Below are 18289 nucleotides of genomic sequence, written 5' to 3'. Positions count from 1 at the left end.
CGGCGCGGCTCAACGCAGGATGTCGCGCATCCGGGCCTGGACGTCCTGAAGCGCGGGAAGGTAGCGCTCGGCGAGCGCCTCGATCGGCTCGCCGCGCACGGGGAGGCCAAGATTGACGGCCGCAACCGTGACGCGCCGGGCCGTCATGAGCGGAACGGCAATGGAGCGTAGCCCGATCTCGACCTCCTGATCGATAACCGCGTAGCCCGCCGTCCGAACCCGCGCGAGTTCTGCCATCACCGCACCGGGCTCGGTGAGCGTATGCGCCGTGCGCTGGGGCAGCGGCGCTTCGCCAAGCCGGGCGCGCGCCTGCTCTTCGGGCAGGGCGGCAAGCAGGACGCGGCCCATAGAGGTGCAATAGGCCGGGAGCCGCGAGCCCGGCATCAGCGTGATCGACATCACCTTCTTCTGCGCTGACCGCGCCACATAGACGATCTCGTCACCGTCGAGGATCGAGACCGACGCACTCTCGCCGATGGCATCCGAGACTTCATCCAGCAATGGCTGCACCAGGTTCGGCAGCGGCATGGTTGCGAGACAGGCCGTTCCGAGCCTCAGCACGCGCGGCGTCAGCGTGAAGAACTTGCCGTCATAGTCGGCATAGCCGAGATGGGCGAGCGTCAGCAGGCAGCGCCGCGCGGCCGCCCGGTCGAGCCCCGTCGCCGCCGAGACCTCGGCGATCGATTGACGCGGATGATCGGGATTGAACGCCTCGATCACAGCGAGGCCTTTGGCGAGCCCGCCCATCAGATCGCGCGTGGGCGTAAGCATGCGACGGACTCCTCAATTTGAGCGATATACGAACAAATGAAGCATATCGCACAATCTCAATGGACGGAAGCGTGGCCGCGGCCTATCCCTCCCAAGGCGCGGCGCGGTTGAGCCGGGCTTGAGAGGGCAGCGCATGGACAAGACAGTCGGCGACCTCGCCACCGCAGTGGCGGGGATCCGGGACGGCATGACGGTGATGATCGGCGGCTTCGGCGGCGCAGGCGCACCGATCGAGCTGATTCACGCGCTCATCGACCGCTTCCGCGCCACGGGTCATCCCCACGACCTGACGGTCATCAACAACAATGCCGGCAACGGCCATGTCGGCCTCGCAGCGCTCATCGAGGCTGGCATGGTGAAGAAGCTCATCTGCTCCTTCCCGCGCTCCGCCGATCCGGTCGTGTTCACCGAGCTCTACCAGGCCGGGAAGATCGATCTCGAACTGGTGCCGCAAGGGACGCTGGCCGAGCGCATCCGCGCCGGCGGCGCGGGCATTCCGGCCTTCTACACGCCGACCTCCTATGGAACGGATCTCGCTCTAGGAAAGCCGGTCGCCGAATTCGACGGCCGCCCTTATGTGCAGGAGCGCTGGCTGAAGGCGGATGTGGCGCTGGTGAAGGCGGAGACGGCCGATCCGCAGGGCAATCTGACCTACCGGGCGGCAGCACGAAACTTCAACCCGCTGATGTGCATGGCCGCTGCCGAGACAGTGGTTCAGGCGCGCCGCATCGTGCCGGCTGGCGATATCGATCCGGAGAGCGTCGTGACACCCGGGATCTTCGTCCAGAAGGTCGTCGAGGTGCCGAAGCCGCAGCAGGAAGAAGACCTGAACCGCGCCAATGCCGTGTATCCCGGAGCTGTCTCATGACCGCGAAGCTCACCAACAACCAGATTGCCTGGCGCGCCGCGCAGGACATCGCCGACGGCGCCTATGTCAATCTCGGCATCGGCTTTCCCGAAAAGGTCGCGCAGTACCAGCCGCCCGGCCGCGAGGCGATCTTCCACACCGAGAACGGTATCCTGAACTTCGGCGAAGCTCCGCCGCAGGGCGAGGAGGACTGGGATCTGATCAATGCCGGCAAGCGTCCCGTGACGCTGAAGCCTGGCGCCTCGTTCTTTCATCACGCCGACAGCTTCGCCATGGTGCGCGGCGGTCATCTCGATGTGGCCATCCTCGGCGCCTATGAGGTTGCGGAGAACGGCGATCTCGCCAACTGGTCGACGGGTCCGAAGGGCGTTCCGGCCGTGGGCGGGGCGATGGATCTCGTGCATGGCGCCAAGCGCGTCGCGGTCATCACCGATCATGTGACCAAGGACGGCAAGCCGAAGCTCCTGAAGCGCTGCACGCTGCCGCTGACGGGCGTCGGCTGCGTCACCCGCGTTTATACCTCACTCGCCGTGATCGACATCGAGAGTGGGCGCTTCGTCCTGCGCGAAAAGCTCCCCGACCTTTCGCTCGACGAATTGCAGGCGGCGACCGGCGCGGAGTTGCTGGTCGCTGGCGCCGTCACCGACCTGATCGTTCCGGAGCTCTGAGATGACCGACGTCTTCATCTGCGACTATATCCGCACGCCGATCGGTCGCTTCGGCGGCGCACTGGCCGCCGTTCGGGCCGACGATCTCGGCGCGGTGCCGCTCCGGGCGCTGATGGCGCGCAATCCCGGCGTCGACTGGGAAGCCGTCGACGACGTCATTTTCGGCTGCGCCAACCAGGCCGGCGAGGACAATCGCAATGTCGCGCGCATGTCGTCGCTGCTGGCAGGCCTGCCGGTCGGTGTCTCCGGCACGACGATCAACCGTCTCTGCGGCTCGGGCATGGATGCCGTCATCAATTCGGCCCGCGCCATCAAGGCGGGCGAGGCCGAATTGATGATCGCCGGCGGCGTCGAGAGCATGTCGCGCGCGCCTTTCGTCATCCCCAAGGCCGAGCAGGCCTTCTCGCGTAACGCCGAGATCTACGACACGACCATCGGCTGGCGTTTTGTCAATCCGATGATGAAGGCGCAATACGGTGTCGATTCGATGCCGGAGACGGGCGAGAACGTCGCCGAGGACTTCGCCGTCTCCCGCGAGGATCAGGATGCCTTCGCAGTGCGGAGCCAGGCAAAGGCAGCCGAAGCTCAGGCGAATGGCCGCCTCGCCCGCGAGATCACGGCGGTCAGCATTCCGCAGCGAAAAGGCGATCCGGTCGTCGTCGACAAGGACGAGCATCCGCGCGCGACGACGATCGAGGCACTGGCCAAGCTGCCGACGCCGTTTCGCAAGGGCGGCACCGTGACGGCAGGCAATGCCTCGGGTGTGAATGACGGTGCCGCGGCACTGATCCTAGCTTCGGCTGAGGCGGCGAAGAAACACGGTCTGACGCCGATCGCCCGCGTGCTCGGCGGCGCGGCAGCCGGCGTGCCGCCACGCATCATGGGCATCGGGCCGGCGCCGGCCTCGAAAAAGCTGATGGCGCGGCTGGGGCTCGGCGCGGGCGATTTCGACGTGATCGAGCTCAACGAGGCCTTTGCGTCGCAAGGCCTTGCGACGCTGCGCGAACTCGGCATTGCCGATGACGATCCGCGCGTAAATCGCAACGGCGGCGCCATCGCGCTCGGTCATCCGCTGGGCATGTCCGGCGCGCGGATCACCGGCACGGCCGCCCTCGAACTCGCGCTGTCAGGCGGCCGCCGGTCGCTCTCCACGATGTGCATCGGCGTCGGCCAGGGCATTGCGATCGTGCTGGAGCGGGCGTGATCGCTTCTGCTGAAGCCTCAGCTTCGGGCCTTCTCGCGGATGGCGCTGATCGTCGTCGTTGGCGAGATCGCTTCGGGGTCGGCCTTCACATGCAGGATGGAGGGCTTGCCGGAGCGGGCGGCCCGCTCGAAGGCCGCCGCGAAGTCCTCGGTCCGCTCCACCGTTTCGCCGTGGCCGCCATAGGCACGGGCGAGCGCCGCGAAATCGGGATTAACGAGCGCCGTCGCGGCGATGCGGCCGGGATAGGCTCGCTCCTGATGCGCGCGGATCGTCCCATACATGCCGTTGTCGACGACGATGACGATCACGGCGGCGCCTTCCTGCGCGGCCGTCGCGAATTCCTGTCCTGTCATCTGGAAGCAGCCGTCGCCGGCCAGCGCCACCACGATCCGCTCCGGATGACGGAGCTTTGCGGCTATCGCGGCAGGCAAGCCATAGCCCATCGAGCCTGAGGTCGGCGCAAGCTGCGTGCCCGGCTGGCGAAAGCGGTAATAGCGATGCAGCCAGCCGGCATAGTTGCCGGCGCCGTTTGTGAGCACCGCGTCATCCGGCAGCGTGTCGCGGAGCTGGCGGATCATGGCGCCGAGTTCCACACCGTCGACATCGCGCGGCGTTGGCTCCGACCAGGCGCGATAGCTCTCATTGGCCGCCCGCGTCTCCCCGCCCCACGGGATGGAGACAGGCGGATGCACGACCTCGAGCTGCGAGGCGAAACCGTTGGGGGTCGCGTTGATGGCGAGCGTCGGGCGATAGACGCGGCCAAGCTCTTCGGCGCTCGCATGCACATGCACCAGCATCTGCCGTGGCTCGGGAGCCTCGATCAGCGTGTAGCCGCCCGACGGCGTCTCGCTCATCCGCCCGCCGAGCAGCAGCAAAAGGTCGGCGTCCTTGATCCGCTTCGCAAGAGCCGGATTGATGCCGAGGCCGACATCGCCGGCATAGTTCGGATGATCGTGGTCGAAGAGGCCCTGGCGGCGAAACGAGACCGCGACCGGCAGCTCGAAGCGCTCGGCGAAGCGGCGGAGCGAGGCGACCGCCTTGCCGCTCCAGCGCGCGCCGCCCGCGATGACAAACGGCCGCTTCGCAGCCCAGAGCAGTTTCTGCAGCTGTGCGGTCTGCGTCAGGCCGGGATAGGTCTCGATCGGCTCGAAGGGCTGTGGCGGCAGCACGGATGCGGTCTCGCGCAGCATGTCCTCCGGCAGGGCCAGCACGACCGGCCCCGGCCGGCCCGACGTCGCGGTGTGGAAGGCCCGCGACAGGAACTCCGGAATGCGTGCGGCTTCGTCGATCTCGGCGACCCATTTTGCCACCTCGCCGAACATGCGGCGGTAGTCGATCTCCTGGAACGCCTCCCGCTCGCGATGGCCGCGCGCGATCTGCCCGACAAGCAGGATCATCGGCGTCGAATCCTGCCGTGCGATGTGAAGCCCGGCTGCGGCGTTGGTGGCGCCCGGTCCGCGCGTCACGATCGCGACGCCCGGCCGTCCCGTCAGCTTGCCGTCCGCCTCTGCCATGATCGCCGCGCCGCCTTCATGGCGGGCGTTGACGACGTCGATCGCTGAATCCCGCAGCGCGTCGAGCACCGCGAGAAAGCTCTCGCCGGGCACCGTGAAGACCCGGTCGACCCCATTGGCTGCGAGCGCCTGGACGATAAGCTGGCCACCGCTCTGCGGCAGGAGGGGCGATGTCACGGGACGGTACTCCAGCGGTTGCGTTGCCACCCTTCTTATCGGCTGCGGGGCTGAGGCGGCAAGCGCGACCCCTGTTCGGCGCGACCCCGGCCACCTAGACTCCGATGTGGCGATTCCGGCGGCGGGATCTTTGCTTGGAAGGACACCGTCCATGGCCATCCGCATCCTAAGCAGCACCATGGCGCTGGCCGTCCTGCTGCTTGCTGTCGCCCCGGCGGAGGCCGCTGAGCCGGCCGGCGAGAGCGCACCGCCGCCCTTTCCGACGACCGAATTCGCCGAAGGTGCGCGGGAGGCGAGCGTCACCGACAGCGGCATCACCGCCCGCCTCTTCTACGAACGCCGGCCAAAGATCGACAAGACCCTCGACGTGCCTGTTCTGCAACTGACGATCGGCAACCGGATGGTTCTGGATGTCGCCGGTCTCGCCTCCGGCATGGACGTGCCAGCGGCTACAGCCTCGATCGCCGAGATCGACCCCTACCGGGTCGGCAAGGAAGTCTATTTCTCCAGCTATTCGGGCGGTGCCCATTGCTGTTCACGCGTCGTGGTCGCCGAAAACGGACCGAAGGGTTGGACCACGATCGAGATCGGCTCCTTCGATGGCGATGGCGACTATCTCGAGGATATCGACAATGACGGCGTTGCGGAGATCGTCACGACGGACAACGCCTTTCTCTACGCGTTCGATTGCTATGCCTGCAGCGCGGCGCCGCTGGTGATCCGCGCCGTGCGCGACGGCAAGGTGGTCGATGTCAGCGCTGAGACGCGCTTCGGGAAGCACCACCGCGACTGGCTGGCTGAACTCGAATCGAATGCAGAGCCCGAGACGCGCTGGTCTTCACCCGGCTTTCTCGCGGGCTGGGTGGCGCAGAGCGTGCGCGCCGGTTCGGGCGCTACCGCCTACAAGGCCCTGCTCGATCATTGGGACTTTTCCGCCGATGCAGGGGAGGAAACCTGCATCTCCAGCGACGATCTCGACGCCTGTCCCAAGCGCGACCGCAAGCTCCTTAAATTCCCCGATCGACTGAAGCTGTTCCTCACCCGGCACGGTTACGCGTTCTAAAAACAGGCCGCCTTCGGATCGATGGCGACGGAAACGCGTTGGCGCTTCGTATAACGGCTGCGGGCATGAGGCGGCGTAAGCCGCCATTCGAAGGAGGAACCCCCTTGAAGCTATCACGACGCTCCCTGATCCGCGGCCTGTTCGCTGCGGCGATCGTCGCGCCAGCGGCAAGCCTCGCGCTGCCCGATAGAGCTGATGCACAGCCGCTTCCGCCGCCCGGAGGACAAAGGCCGCCGCCGCCCCCGCCGCCCGGCCATGTCCGTAGGCCGCCCCCGCCGCCGCCTCGTGCGGAGCGTCGGCCGCCTCCAAGGCGGGGCTATGTCTGGATGCCTGGCCACTGGACCTGGCGCCGTGGGCGTTATGTCTGGATTTCAGGCCATTGGGCACGGCGCCCTGGCTCGTGGTGATGTGGTCGCGCCACGGTTTGGCGTGATGCCTGATCGTCGCCCAGCCGTCTTCTGACGACTGGCGCTGAGCGTGCATCGGTGACCAGGGGCGGCGCTTCGGCGCCGCCCTTTTTCGTGGTCAGGCGGCGCCGTCGACCACCTGGAATCCGGCCCAGAACGGGTCGCGGTCGTCGACGAAGATCGTGTTGTAGCCGGTGACGCGCGCCCAGCCTTCGATGGTCGGGACGATCGCGGGCTTGCCGCCGACCTTGGTCTGGCGCGCCACGCGGCCGGTAAAGGTCGAACCGATGATGCTCTCATGCACGAAGGCTTCGCCTTCCTTGAGCCGGCCGGTGGCGAAAAGCTGCGCCAGCCGCGCCGAGGTGCCGGTGCCGCAGGGCGAGCGGTCGATTGCCTTGTCACCATAGAAGACGGCGTTGCGCGCGCTGGAGCCCTGGTTCTTCGGCTTGCCGGTCCACAGCACATGCGTCAGCCGGTCGAGCGCCGGATTTTCCGGATGGACTATTCTGTGGCGCGCATTGAAGGCGGCGCGGAGCTTCGGCGACAGGCGCACGATATCGGACGGTTCGAGATCGGAGAGATCCGCGTAGTTCGTTTGCGGCTCGACGATCGCATAGAAATTGCCGCCATAGGCGATATCGACTTTGAGCGTGCCGATACCGTCGACCTCGACCTCGTAGTCGCGGCCGAGCAGGAAGGACGGCACATTGGTGAGGGTGACGCTCTCGACATAAGGCCCGCTCTGCACGTAGCGCGCCTCGACGAGGCCAGCAGGCGTTTCCAGCCGCAGCAGCCCCGGCGTCTTCGGCGTCACCAACCCGTGCTCGATGATGAAGGTCACGGTGCCGATGGTGCCATGGCCGCACATCGGAAGGCAGCCGGAAGTCTCGATGAACAGGATCGCCGTGTCATAGGCGTCGGAGGAGGGCGGATAGAGGATCGAGCCCGACATCATGTCGTGGCCGCGCGGCTCGAAGCAGAGGCTTTTGCGGATCCAGTCGAACTCGGCCAGGAAATGCTGCCGCTTCTCGAACATCGTGTCGCCCTTCAGCACCGGGATCGAGCCACCGGTGACGACGCGGACGGGATTGCCGCAGGTGTGGCCGTCGATGCAGAAGAACGAATGGCGCGCCATGGTCAGAACCTTGCCTGGAAGCGGGTCACGGAATAGGGGGCGGGGTCGATCGCAGGCGTGCGGCCGGCGATCATGTCGGCGACGATTTCCGCCGTGACGGCCGCCTGCGTCAAGCCGTAATGGCCATGGCCGAAGGCGTGCACGATGCGCGGATCGCGCTTCGACGGTCCGATGACCGGGAGCGAATCCGGGATCGAGGGGCGGAAGCCCATCCAGCGTGTGCCGCCTGAAAGATCGGCCTCGGGCAGGAAGCGGCGGGCGCGGCCGAGAATGGCATCGACACGCGCAAAGTTCGGTGCGGCGTCGAGGCCTGCGAATTCGACGCTACCGCCGATGCGGTCGCCGCTGTCGAGCGGCGTCGTGACGAAGCCCTCGCCCTCGTACATGACCGGGCGCGACAGCCCGAGCCGACCGGCAGGGAGCGTCACGTTGTAGCCGCGTTCGGTATCGAGCGGCACGCGGTCGCCGATCGAGGCGGCGAGGGGTTTCGACCAGGCACCTGTCGCGACCACGACGCGATCATAGAGCGCGATGCTGTCGAAGCTGGTGACGATTGCGATATCTTTGCCATCGGGGCGAATGGCGGCGGCTTCGAGCTTCTTGAACTGAGCGCCGCGATCTGCCGCGGCTGCTGCGAGATCGAGGGTAAGGTCCTTCGGGTCCGACACATGGCAGCCGCTCTCATAGAGCGCGCCACGCGCTGCGCGGGGACCGAGCGCCGGCTCGAGCTCATGCAGAGCGCCGGCATCGAGCCATTCGACAGGGATGCCCATCGCCTTCTGGCGGGCGATCAAAGGTTCAGCGGCCGCCGCCTTTGCAGCACTCGACCAGACTGAAAGCAGGCCCCGGCGGCGGAGATATCCGCCGAAGCCGAGAGCGGCGAGCCGCTTCTCCCAGGCGGGAAGAGCGCGGGCATTGAGCGCCGAGATGGCCGCGATCGACGTCTCGATGCGGCCCGGGAGGCTGGCCGCAATGAAGCGCGCGAGAAACGGCGCGAGCTTCGGCAGATAGGTCGGACGGATCGAGAGCGGCCCAAGCGGATCGAGCATCCAGCCGGGCATCTGCCGCCACGCCTTCGGCGAGGCGAGCGGCATGATGTCGATATGAGCAATCCAGCCGGCATTGCCGGCTGACGCACCCGCAGCGATGCCGTCGCGGTCGAGCAGGTCGACCGCATGGCCTTCGTCGAGCAGCGCATGCGCGATCGCCGCGCCGACGATGCCTCCACCGATGACGGCGATGCGCATGCCCCGCTGCCGATCAGGCGGCGACCGGGAGGCCGGTTTCCGGCAGGGCCGGGCGGTTGGCGATCGCCTTTTGCATCACCGCTTCAAGCTCGGCCTTTTCGGCCGCGTCGAGCGCAAGGCGCGGCGGCCGGGTCAGGTCGGTGCCGCGGCCGAGGATCTTCTCGCAATACTTGATCGCCTGCACGAGGTCCGGGCGGGCGTCGAGATGAAGGATCGGCATGAACCAGTCATAGATCGGCATCGCCTCGGCGAAGCGTCCGTCACGCACCAGGCGGAACAGCGTCTCGCCTTCGCGCGGGAACACGTTCGACATGCCCGAGACCCAGCCGACAGCGCCGAGCGCCACCGTCTCCAGCACGACGTCGTCGAGGCCGCAGAACGGGATGAAGCGGTCGCCGGTCATGTTGCGCACATCGACGATACGGCGGGTATCGCCTGACGAATCTTTGAAGGCGACGATGGTGTCGACATCAGCAAGGCCGACCAGCATCGCCGGGGTGACGTCGGTGCGGTAGCTCGGCGGATTGTTGTAGACCATGATCGGCGTATCGGTCGCCCGGGCGATCGTGGTCAGGTGATCGATCGTCTCGCGCGGCTTGGCCGGATAGACCATCGCCGGCATGACCATCAGGCCGTTGACGCCAGCCTTGGTCGCCTCGCGGGCGTAATCCGCGCCAAAGGCGCTCGTATATTCGGCAAGGCCAGAGATGACGGGAACGCGACCACGGGCCGTCGCGACCGCGGTTTCGACCAGCGACACCTTTTCAGAACGCGTCAGCGAGCAATTCTCACCGACCGTGCCGCAGATGATGAGGCCGGAAACGCCATCGGTGATCAGCGCCTCGATGACCTTTGCGGTCGCTTCGAGATCGACCGAGAAATCCGGGCGGAACTGGGTGGTCACAGCAGGGAAAACGCCCTTCCAGGTCGCCTTCGGATCCATCGTCATCTCCTTCATGCTCTTCGAGCGCTGCCTTGTCGACAATTTGTATTTATCTCGGAAGTCGCGTTCTGGCAAGGCGCCACATAAAGAAAAGCCCGCCATGGCTGACCATGGCGGGCTGATTGCTAAAGCAATGCGCGAAGCGTCAGGCCGGGACGCCGGCCTCGAGCTTCTTGGCGACGAGGCCGCGCAGAGTGCGCAGGTCCTTGGCGAACTGGCGGATGCCTTCCGAGAGCTTCTCGGTGGCCATCGGGTCCTCGTTGAGGGCCCAGCGGAAGCCCTTCTCATCGTAGGAGAGCTTGGCAGGCGCCTCGCCGGCATTAGCCGGATCGAGCTTGCGCACCAACGTGCCCTCGTCGGCGGCGAGCTTCTCGAGGAGGGCCGGCGCGATCGTCAGGCGGTCGCAGCCCGCCAGGGCCTCGATCTCGCCGGTCGAGCGGAACGAAGCGCCCATGACGACGGTTTTGATGCCATGCGCCTTGTAATAGGCGTAGATCTGGCGAACCGAGACGACGCCCGGATCTTCCTCGGGCTCGAAGGTCTTGCCAGTCGACTTGACGTACCAATCGAGGATGCGGCCGACGAAGGGCGAGATGAGGAAGACGCCGGCGTCAGCGCAGGCGGCGGCCTGGGCGAGCGAGAACAGCAGCGTCAGATTGCAGTCGATGCCTTCCTTCTGGAGGATTTCCGCGGCGCGGATGCCTTCCCAGGTCGAGGCCAGCTTGATCAGGATGCGCTCGCGGGGAATGCCGATATCGGCATAGTCCTTGATGATCGCGCGGGCGCGTTTCAGCGAGGCTTCAGTATCGAAGGAGAGGTCGGCATTGACCTCGGTCGAGACGCGGCCGGGCACCAGCTTCGAGACCTCGGCGCCGAACGCGACCGAAAGGCGGTCGGCCACGGCGGCGGCAATCGCTTCCTTGGAGCCGCCCTGCTTGTTGCCCCAGGAGACCGCGCTGTCGATCACGTCCTTGTACAGCGGGAGCTCGAATGCCTTCAGCACGAGCGAGGGGTTGGTGGTGCAGTCGACAGGATGAAAAGTCTTGATCGCCTCAAGGTCGCCCGTATCGGCAACCACCACCGTCATGGACTTCAACTGGTCGAGTTTTGATGGCATCGCCGGTCCTCCAAACCTGAGAGCGGCGTCATGGCCGCAGGAACTATCTCTCCGGCATATGAGCACCTTGCCGGCCAAATGGAAGCCAAAAATATGCCGGATCACAAAACCATTTCATGACAGGCTGGGCTTTGCCGAGGCATGTTTGGCGCCTATTCAGGAGCGTGTTCGCATCTCGCCGATCGCGCTGCCAGCCACCAGGATTTCGCTGAAGATGAACGCCTCCCTGCCTGCCGATACGCATCTCCCGCTCGCCGGCGCCTGGACACTGGCCGATGCCGAGGGAACGGTCCTCGGCGACTGCGCCATTCCCGGCGACGTGCATTCGGCCCTCCTTGCGCTCGGCCGTATTCCCGATCCGATGGTCGGCCGCAACGAAGCGCTCGTGCAGTGGGTCGGCGAAGCGGCCTGGGAAATCAGCCGAACGTTCGACATCCCGCGCGGTGCCGCAGCCGGGCGCTGGGCAGTGCTCGAACTCGAATTCGTCGACACCTTTGCCGAGGTGATGCTGAACGGCGACGTCGTCGCGCGCCTCGAATCAAGCTTCATCCGCCACCGCATCGACGTCACCAAAGCGCTCGTCGAAGGCTCAAATAAGCTGCGCATTCGCTTCTCTCCGGCCGGCGCCGAGGCGACGGCGCGGGCTGCCCGACAACCCTTCCCGATCCCGTGGAGCGTCTCCAACAACAAGGTCCCGGACCTCAACATGATCCGCAAGGCCCAGTGCCACGGCGGCTGGGACTGGGGACCGTGCCTGATGGTGACGGGCATCTATGCCGATCCCGTCCTGCATCTCTATGAAGCAGCGCGCATCGAAAGCGTCCAGATCCGGCAGCGTCATGCCGTCGACGGCTCGGTCAAAGCCATCGCGGAGATCGAACTCGTGGCGCCGGCGCCTACGAGCGTCCCGGTCGAATTTACGCTTGGTGGCAAGGCGGCAACGTCCGAGATTGCGGTTGCGGCCGGCACGACGCGCGTCTTCCTGGAGCTCGATGTCGGCAAGCCTTCCCTCTGGTGGCCGGCCGGTCACGGCGCGCAGCCGCTCTATGAAGCGGTCGTCTCGATCCCGGACGACAGCGTCGCCCGCAAGGTCGGCTTCCGCACGCTGGAAGTGGTGACCGCGAAGGACGAGGCGGGTGCCTCGATGATCTTCCGCGTCAATGGCGTCGATATCTTTGCCAAGGGCGCGAACTGGATTCCGGCCGACGCTCTGCCGTCGCGCATCACGCCGGGCCGGATCCGCGCGCTGCTGTCGGCCGCGGTCGAGGCCAATATGAACATGATCCGCGTCTGGGGCGGCGGCTTCTACGAGTTCGACGCTTTCTATGATCTCTGCGACGAACTCGGCCTCCTGGTCTGGCAGGACATGATGTTCTCCTGCTCGCAATATCCCTCGACACCGGAGTTTCTCGAGCAGGTCGACGGTGAGTTGCGCTACCAGATCAAGCGGCTGTCGAGCCGGCCGTCGATCGCGCTCTGGTGCGGCGACAATGAAGTTGTCGGATCGCTGACCTGGTACGAACTCTCACGGAACAATCGCGACCGCTATCTGGTCAATTACGATCGCCTCAACCGCATCATCGACCGCGCTGTCGTCGAAACCGATCCCGATCGCCGTTTCTGGCCGTCCTCGCCCTGCAATGGCGATCTCGACTACGGCGACGCCTGGCATGACGATGGCTCGGGCGACATGCATTTCTGGGATGTCTGGCACTCGAACAAGAATTTCGAGCACTACTACACCGTGAAGCCGCGCTTCTGCTCCGAGTTCGGCTTCCAGTCCTTCCCGTCGATGACCGGAATTCGCTCCTTCGCCAAGCCGAATGACTGGAACGCCACGGCACCGGTGATGGAGTTTCATCAGCGCGACGGCGCCGGCAATTCGCGCATCATCGACACCATGGCGCGCTACTTCCGCGTGCCCTCGGGCTTCGAGCAGTTCGTCTTCCTGTCGCAGCTGCAGCAGGCTTTGGCGATCGAGACGGCGGTGCGCTACTGGCGCAGCCTGAAGCCGCACTCGATGGGCGCACTCTACTGGCAACTCAACGATGTCTGGCCGGCGGTGTCATGGTCGTCGATCGATCACACGCTGGCCTGGAAGACGCTGCACTACCACGCCAAGCGCTTCTTCGCCCCAGTGGCGCTCGCTGCTCGCATCGAGGCCGGAGCGCTGACGCTGAGAGCCATCAATGATCGGCATGCCGAGGTCCGGCTCAACGTGCGCATCCGCACGTTGGATCTCGGCGGTGCGCTGCTGGCCGAGCGGATGGCCGAGGCCCGTCTTCCACCGGATCGCGCGGTGGACGTCTTCGCGATGGAAGCGCCGGCGGCCGACGATCGGTTCTACTTCATCGACGCGCTCGTTGACGGCGTCGCCGACCCCGCATTGCAGATCATGATGTTTCCCAATGTTCCGAAGCGCTTCGATATGCCGGCGGCCAAGGTGTCGTTGAGTCAGGTCGAGGAGGGACGGTTCAAGCTGGAATCCGACGCGCCGGCCTTTTATGTGCGCGCCGAGGCGCCAGCCTTCCCGGGACATTTCGACGACACCAGCTTCCTGGTGCTCCCCGGCGAACCGCGCACGATCACCTTCAAGCCTGAAACCGGCGTAGCGATGCCGTCTGCCGCCGATATCGCAGTCCATCATCTCGGCGCGACCTATCGATAGCTCCGAACAGCAAAAAGCCGCGGCTTGCGCCGCGGCTCTCTGCATCAATCGTCGGAAGCGTCAGATCGTCCAGTAGGGCGAAATGCCGTAATAGTCGTGAACGCGCTTCTCGTAGTCGCGATCGCCCCAGGTCGGCTCGTCGGTGTCGTCGAACACCGGGCCGCCTTCAAGCTGGTCGCGCGTGAGGTTGACGACATAGCCGCCAAGCTCGGTGTCATATTTCAGCGCGTTCCACGGCAGCGGGTGATACTTTTCGCCGATGCCGAGAAAGCCGCCAAAAGACAAGATGGCATAAGCAACGCGGCCCGACTGCTTGTCGATCATCACGTCATGCACGTCGCCAAGGCGTTCGCCGGCGCCATTATACACGGCCGTTCCATCAACCTTCTCTGCGGAAATCAGGGGGTTGATCGAATGGGTACTGGTGGTGAAGCCGGTGTCGTTGACCAAGGTCATCTTAATTCTCCATCGATGCTTCAGATGGCGAGTCAACGTGAAGGGCGGTCGATCGTTCCGATATTCAATCGTGTTTCGGGCGTCTGATCACCCGAACCTTGCCGCTGTCGCCGCCGCCGCAGAAGAAGCGGTCCGCTCCATCCGATTCAAGGCCGGATATGCCGAGGCCGGCCGGCATCTCCAGCGCTTGAAGCACCGTGCCGTCCTGTGGATCGATGCGGCGCAGCTCACTTTCGTCGTTTTCCCATGTCGCATGCCAGAATTCGCTGTCGACGAAGCTGACGCCGGTCACGAAGCGGTCCGAGCGGATGGTCCGGCGTATCTCGCCTGTCTCCGGATCGATCTCGTGGATGCAGCGGTCGCGGAATTGGCCAACGAACAGAGCGCCCTCAGCATAGGCGAGGCCGCTGTCGCGGCCCTGACCGGGAGCCGGGATCGTCGCGAGCAGTTCGCCGCTGACCGGATCGATCTTCTGGATGACGTCGCCGGCGATCTGGAAGAGGTGCCGACCGTCGAAGGCTGTGCCGGCATGGGCCGCGATGTTGATGCTACCCACGAGCGTTCCGCTTTCGGGATCGAGTGCCGCGATCCGCTCGCCGGCTGCCAGCCACACGCGCTCACCATCATAAGTGACGCCGCCGATGCTGGGTGCGCCGTCGAACGGCCCGTATTCGCGCAGGATCTCCGCCTTGGCCCGCTTCATGATGATCGCTCCTTCGCCGTTGGTGCCGCCCCGTGGCAGCATCTCGGTCGCCACATTAGTGACCGGGCGTTGGCCCAGAGAGTAACAAGCTTGTCGGGAAACCGGGAACCGGCGGCGCCATCCAGCGGCGCGCCGGGCCGCGCCCGACGCTCTGGATCTTGCCGGCTTTGACCAAGGCGTCGAGCGCGCGCTGCACGGTGCGCGTGCTGGACCCGAGCGCGATGGAAAGCGAGGTACTCGACCAGGCCTCGCCGTCGGAAAGCAGCGCCAGCACCGATGCATGCGGCGCGTCGAAGGGCGGCGCCAGAACCACGACCGGCTTGTCCGCTGCTGGAATCAGCCGGTAGCCCGTCACCGTCGCCGTGATGTCCGCGAGCGGCGCCAGCAACTCGCGCAGCCGCCCGATCTCGACCCTTAGCCGCGCGCGATGCGACTCGTCGGCTTCGCGGCCCCGGAACGCGTCGCGGATCAGTGTGGCGCGGCCAATATCGCCGGGCCATGCCTTGGCGAGGCCAAACAGCAGTGCGAACAGCACCGGCCGCGTATCGAGGCGGACATGAGATGAGCCCGATCTTGCAGCATGGCGACAGGCATCGACGATCAAGGCCGGCGCCTCGAGCAACGCCTCCACCTCGGGAAGCGAAACCAGGGGGCCGCCGGTCCCTTTGACAAGCCGCGCCACCGGCGCACCGAGCAGAGCGCCCACGGCATCGACTTCGGCCATCAGCGCCGGAATGCCCGCCTGCCGCGCCGCGGCATCGGCAGCATTCAAAGCGACCCGCGCGCCCCTGATATCGATGCGGCGGATGGCGAGGCCCGCGCGCGCCAGCGCCTCGGCGGCTTCGGCAGCTGGGGGCAGAGCGCTGCCTTTATCGCGGTCTTCGAGCAGCCTGGTGGCCTCGCCGAGCCGCCCGGTCAGGATCATGCGCCGTGCCGCCAGCACGCGCGCATAGGCGGCATTTGCGTGATCGCCGCGCGCCTCCAATACCGCGCGGGCATCGTCGAGCGGCTTGATCGGCCAGGTGAGATCGCGGCAAACGAGCGCGATTTCGGCTTCGGCGACCGTGCAACGGGCGCGGGCGACGACCTCGCGTGCTCCGAAGGCGCGGCGAGCGCGCTGTAGCAGGGTCCGCGCTCGCGGAAAGTCGCCAAGCTGCGCCATCGCGATACCACGGAGCGCCAGTGCCGGCGCATCGTCGCGGAGCGCGACGCGCTTCAGAGCGGCAAGCGGATCGCCGCGGGCCAGCGCCAGCGCAGCGGCGGTGATCAGCGAGTCCATTTCGATCGCGCCAGGATTGTCACTCCCGCCCTCGCTCCGATTGCGGCGAGGATCGGCTCGCGGTCCACAGGGGCCGTACCGGCAGCATGAGATGGATGGCGGCAAATGACCAGCGATGCTTTCAAGACATCCCTGTCCGGCACCGCTTCGTGGAGCGGCCGGATCGCGGACGGGATAGCGCTTGCCGCGACACCGCTGTTCGCCGCGATGGCGGTTGCAAGCCTCGTCGACAATGGCGGCGCGGTGCTTTGCGGCGGCATGCCGGGCAGCGCGCTGCCGGGTGGCATGGCGCTCATGTACGCCCTGATGAGCCTCGTCCACGCCGGCCCCTGGCTCCGGCGCATCGGCCGGCCCTGAAATCACTCAAGGAGAAGAGATATGTTGAACGATGTCGTGTCGCATGACGACTGGCTGAAGGCGCGGCTTGAGTTGCTCGACGCCGAGAAGGCGTTCACCCATCAGCGCGAGGCGCTGACCCGGCGCCGCATGGCGATGCCATGGGAGCCAGTCGAGAAGGACTATCGCTTCATCGGCCCATCCGGCTCGATGACGCTCGCGGACCTTTTCGACGGCCATTCGCAGCTCATCGTCTATCACTTCATGTTCGGCCCTGACTGGCAGGAGGGCTGCAAGTCCTGCTCGTTCTGGGCCGACAATTTCGATCATATTCCTGTTCATCTCGCGCATCGGGACGTCGCCTTCACGGCCGTCTCGCGGGCGCCGCTGGAGCGGATCGAGGCTTACAAGAACCGCTTCGGCTGGACCTTCCCCTGGGTGCAGGCCGATGGCAGCGACTTCAACCTCGACTATCAGGCCGCGATGACGCCGGAGGAACTCGCCGCAGGCCGCGGCTACTATAACTATGCCGTCCGCAAGGTCGGCGCCTCGGACATCGTCGGCATCAGCGTGTTCGCCAGGGACGAGCAAGGCGCGATCTATCACACCTATTCCTGCTACGGTCGCGGCGTGGAGATGGTCAACGGCGCCTATCACTATCTCGACCTTGTCCCGAAGGGCCGGAACGAGGAGGGCCTGGACTTCCCGCAGGCCTGGGTCAGGCGACGCGATCAGTACTGACGGGGAAGTGCCCATATCATGGCCGCACTAGATGCGGCCATGACGGGTATCGAGACGTCCTTAGTTGACCCAGCCGCCGTCGATGATGTGCATCTGGCCGGTCGTATAGGTCGCCGTGGCGAGATAGATGGCAAGGTCCGCGATCTCCTGCGGCGTGCCAATGCGGCCGATCGGCTGCCGCGCGATGAAGGCGGCGCGGGCCGCCTCGTAGTCGCCCTGCGCGCGCAGCCGATCCTGCAGCGACGGGCTCTCGACCGTCCCCGGGCAGATTCCGTTGCAGCGGATGCCGCGCGCCACGTAATCGGCAGCGACCGACTTGGTGAGCCCGACCGTCGCGGCCTTGGTGACGCCATAGGCGAAGCGATTGGGCACGCCCTTGATCGAGCCGGCGACCGAGCAGATGTTGACGATCGATCCCTCGTTCTGAGCCAGCATGCCCGGCAGCACGGCCTTGATCGTGCGCCACATCGACTTGACATTGAGGTCGTAGGCGAGATCGAGATCGGCTTCCGTCGCCTGTTCGATCGTGCCGGCATGAACGATGCCCGCGGCGTTGAAGAGGACATCGACGGTACCGATCTCGGCAACCAGCGCATCGACATCGACGCTTTTCAGGACGTTGAGAACGCGGGTGGTGACATTCGTCCGGTGCGAGAGCTCGGCAACTTTCGCTTCGTTGATGTCAGTCGCCCACACGGTAGCGCCGGCATCGGCCGCACTTTCGGCGATGGCGCGGCCGATGCCCTGTGCCGCTGCCGTCACCAGCACGACCTTGCCTGCGAGCTTGTCGCTCATCGATGTTTCCTCTCAGATGTAGGGGTAAGGACCGCCCGCCGCCGGTTGCCGACTGATTGCGACGCGGCGGAAAGCGATGAGGCCCCGCTCACTGCCGCTCGTCGTTCCGGCAGGCCCACGATCCGACATGACGATCAAAATATCCACCCGTGAATGGTGTATTCGTATATAAGCGAAAGCAACCGATGCAAGTCAAT

18 protein-coding genes are annotated in these 18289 nt (G+C 65.8%); 8 read left to right on the top strand and 10 right to left on the bottom strand.

The window, feature by feature from the left end; all coding sequences use genetic code 11:
• Positions 1–9: 9 nt before the first annotated feature.
• Positions 10–771 carry an IclR family transcriptional regulator domain-containing protein gene (locus BUB39_RS05135; protein ID WP_073051886.1) on the bottom strand — a complete coding sequence of 254 codons (762 nt, stop codon included), beginning with the start codon at positions 769–771 and terminating at the stop codon, positions 10–12.
• Between the two features lie 133 nt (positions 772–904).
• Here BUB39_RS05135 and BUB39_RS05130 point away from each other — a divergent pair, with 133 nt between their 5' ends.
• Genes BUB39_RS05130 through pcaF form a run of 3 tightly spaced genes read left to right on the top strand, consistent with a single transcriptional unit; the run spans position 905 to position 3511 of the window.
• Positions 905–1639: a 3-oxoacid CoA-transferase subunit A gene (locus BUB39_RS05130; RefSeq protein ID WP_073051885.1), complete on the top strand. Its 735-nt coding sequence runs from the start codon at positions 905–907 to the stop codon at positions 1637–1639.
• Positions 1636–2307 (top strand): CoA transferase subunit B, encoded by a 672-nt coding sequence (locus tag BUB39_RS05125; RefSeq protein WP_073051884.1) that lies wholly within the window; start codon positions 1636–1638, stop codon positions 2305–2307. The genes BUB39_RS05130 and BUB39_RS05125 overlap by 4 nt, the downstream gene beginning before the upstream one ends.
• A gap of 1 nt (position 2308) precedes the next feature.
• Complete coding sequence (gene pcaF, locus BUB39_RS05120; protein ID WP_073051883.1) at positions 2309–3511, top strand: 3-oxoadipyl-CoA thiolase; 1203 nt, start codon at positions 2309–2311, stop codon at positions 3509–3511.
• A 17-nt stretch (positions 3512–3528) separates the two neighbouring features.
• Here pcaF and BUB39_RS05115 read toward each other — a convergent pair whose 3' ends face one another.
• A complete protein-coding gene (locus BUB39_RS05115) occupies positions 3529–5202 on the bottom strand; it encodes a thiamine pyrophosphate-binding protein (RefSeq protein WP_244540152.1) in 1674 nt (557 codons plus the stop codon).
• 151 nt (positions 5203–5353) lie between these two features.
• Here BUB39_RS05115 and BUB39_RS05110 point away from each other — a divergent pair, with 151 nt between their 5' ends.
• Positions 5354–6265: a hypothetical protein gene (locus BUB39_RS05110; protein ID WP_073051882.1), complete on the top strand. Its 912-nt coding sequence runs from the start codon at positions 5354–5356 to the stop codon at positions 6263–6265.
• Between the two features lie 65 nt (positions 6266–6330).
• A complete protein-coding gene (locus BUB39_RS25870) occupies positions 6331–6672 on the top strand; it encodes a YXWGXW repeat-containing protein (RefSeq protein WP_073051881.1) in 342 nt (113 codons plus the stop codon).
• A 118-nt stretch (positions 6673–6790) separates the two neighbouring features.
• Here BUB39_RS25870 and BUB39_RS05100 read toward each other — a convergent pair whose 3' ends face one another.
• From BUB39_RS05100 to tal, 4 genes are all read right to left on the bottom strand, one after another.
• On the bottom strand, positions 6791–7807 hold the full coding sequence (locus BUB39_RS05100) for a 4-hydroxyproline epimerase (protein WP_073051880.1): 1017 nt from the start codon (positions 7805–7807) through the stop codon (positions 6791–6793).
• 2 nt (positions 7808–7809) lie between these two features.
• Positions 7810–9054 (bottom strand): NAD(P)/FAD-dependent oxidoreductase, encoded by a 1245-nt coding sequence (locus BUB39_RS05095; protein ID WP_073051879.1) that lies wholly within the window; start codon positions 9052–9054, stop codon positions 7810–7812.
• 13 nt (positions 9055–9067) lie between these two features.
• A complete protein-coding gene (locus BUB39_RS05090) occupies positions 9068–9997 on the bottom strand; it encodes a dihydrodipicolinate synthase family protein (RefSeq protein ID WP_073052784.1) in 930 nt (309 codons plus the stop codon).
• Between the two features lie 145 nt (positions 9998–10142).
• Complete coding sequence (tal, locus tag BUB39_RS05085; protein WP_073051878.1) at positions 10143–11114, bottom strand: transaldolase; 972 nt, start codon at positions 11112–11114, stop codon at positions 10143–10145.
• A gap of 214 nt (positions 11115–11328) precedes the next feature.
• Here tal and BUB39_RS05080 point away from each other — a divergent pair, with 214 nt between their 5' ends.
• Entirely contained in the window at positions 11329–13782 is a 2454-nt protein-coding gene (locus BUB39_RS05080; protein WP_073052783.1) for a beta-mannosidase, read from the top strand.
• Positions 13783–13842: 60 nt separating this feature from the next.
• Here the strand turns inward: BUB39_RS05080 and BUB39_RS05075 are convergent, their stop codons facing one another.
• From BUB39_RS05075 to BUB39_RS05065, 3 genes are all read right to left on the bottom strand, one after another.
• Complete coding sequence (locus BUB39_RS05075; RefSeq protein ID WP_073051877.1) at positions 13843–14238, bottom strand: PRC-barrel domain-containing protein; 396 nt, start codon at positions 14236–14238, stop codon at positions 13843–13845.
• A gap of 64 nt (positions 14239–14302) precedes the next feature.
• Positions 14303–14941, bottom strand: coding sequence for a Vgb family protein (locus tag BUB39_RS05070; RefSeq protein ID WP_073052782.1), 639 nt, complete (start codon positions 14939–14941; stop codon positions 14303–14305).
• Between the two features lie 55 nt (positions 14942–14996).
• On the bottom strand, positions 14997–16220 hold the full coding sequence (locus BUB39_RS05065; protein ID WP_073051876.1) for a helix-turn-helix domain-containing protein: 1224 nt from the start codon (positions 16218–16220) through the stop codon (positions 14997–14999).
• 105 nt (positions 16221–16325) lie between these two features.
• Here BUB39_RS05065 and BUB39_RS05060 point away from each other — a divergent pair, with 105 nt between their 5' ends.
• Entirely contained in the window at positions 16326–16577 is a 252-nt protein-coding gene (locus BUB39_RS05060) for a hypothetical protein (protein WP_073051875.1), read from the top strand.
• Positions 16578–16598: 21 nt separating this feature from the next.
• Complete coding sequence (locus tag BUB39_RS05055) at positions 16599–17297, top strand: DUF899 domain-containing protein (protein WP_073051874.1); 699 nt, start codon at positions 16599–16601, stop codon at positions 17295–17297.
• A 60-nt stretch (positions 17298–17357) separates the two neighbouring features.
• Here the strand turns inward: BUB39_RS05055 and BUB39_RS05050 are convergent, their stop codons facing one another.
• The gene (locus BUB39_RS05050) at positions 17358–18092 is read right to left on the bottom strand and encodes an SDR family oxidoreductase (RefSeq protein ID WP_073051873.1); all 735 of its coding nucleotides are present in this window, start codon (positions 18090–18092) and stop codon (positions 17358–17360) included.
• Between the last annotated feature and the right edge of the window lie 197 nt (positions 18093–18289).

The sequence above is a fragment of the Kaistia soli DSM 19436 genome (assembly GCF_900129325.1).
Lineage (GTDB): Bacteria > Pseudomonadota > Alphaproteobacteria > Rhizobiales > Kaistiaceae > Kaistia > Kaistia soli.
The sequence above is the reverse complement of the archived record's forward strand: the minus strand, read 5'-3'. Positions and strand labels throughout refer to the sequence as shown.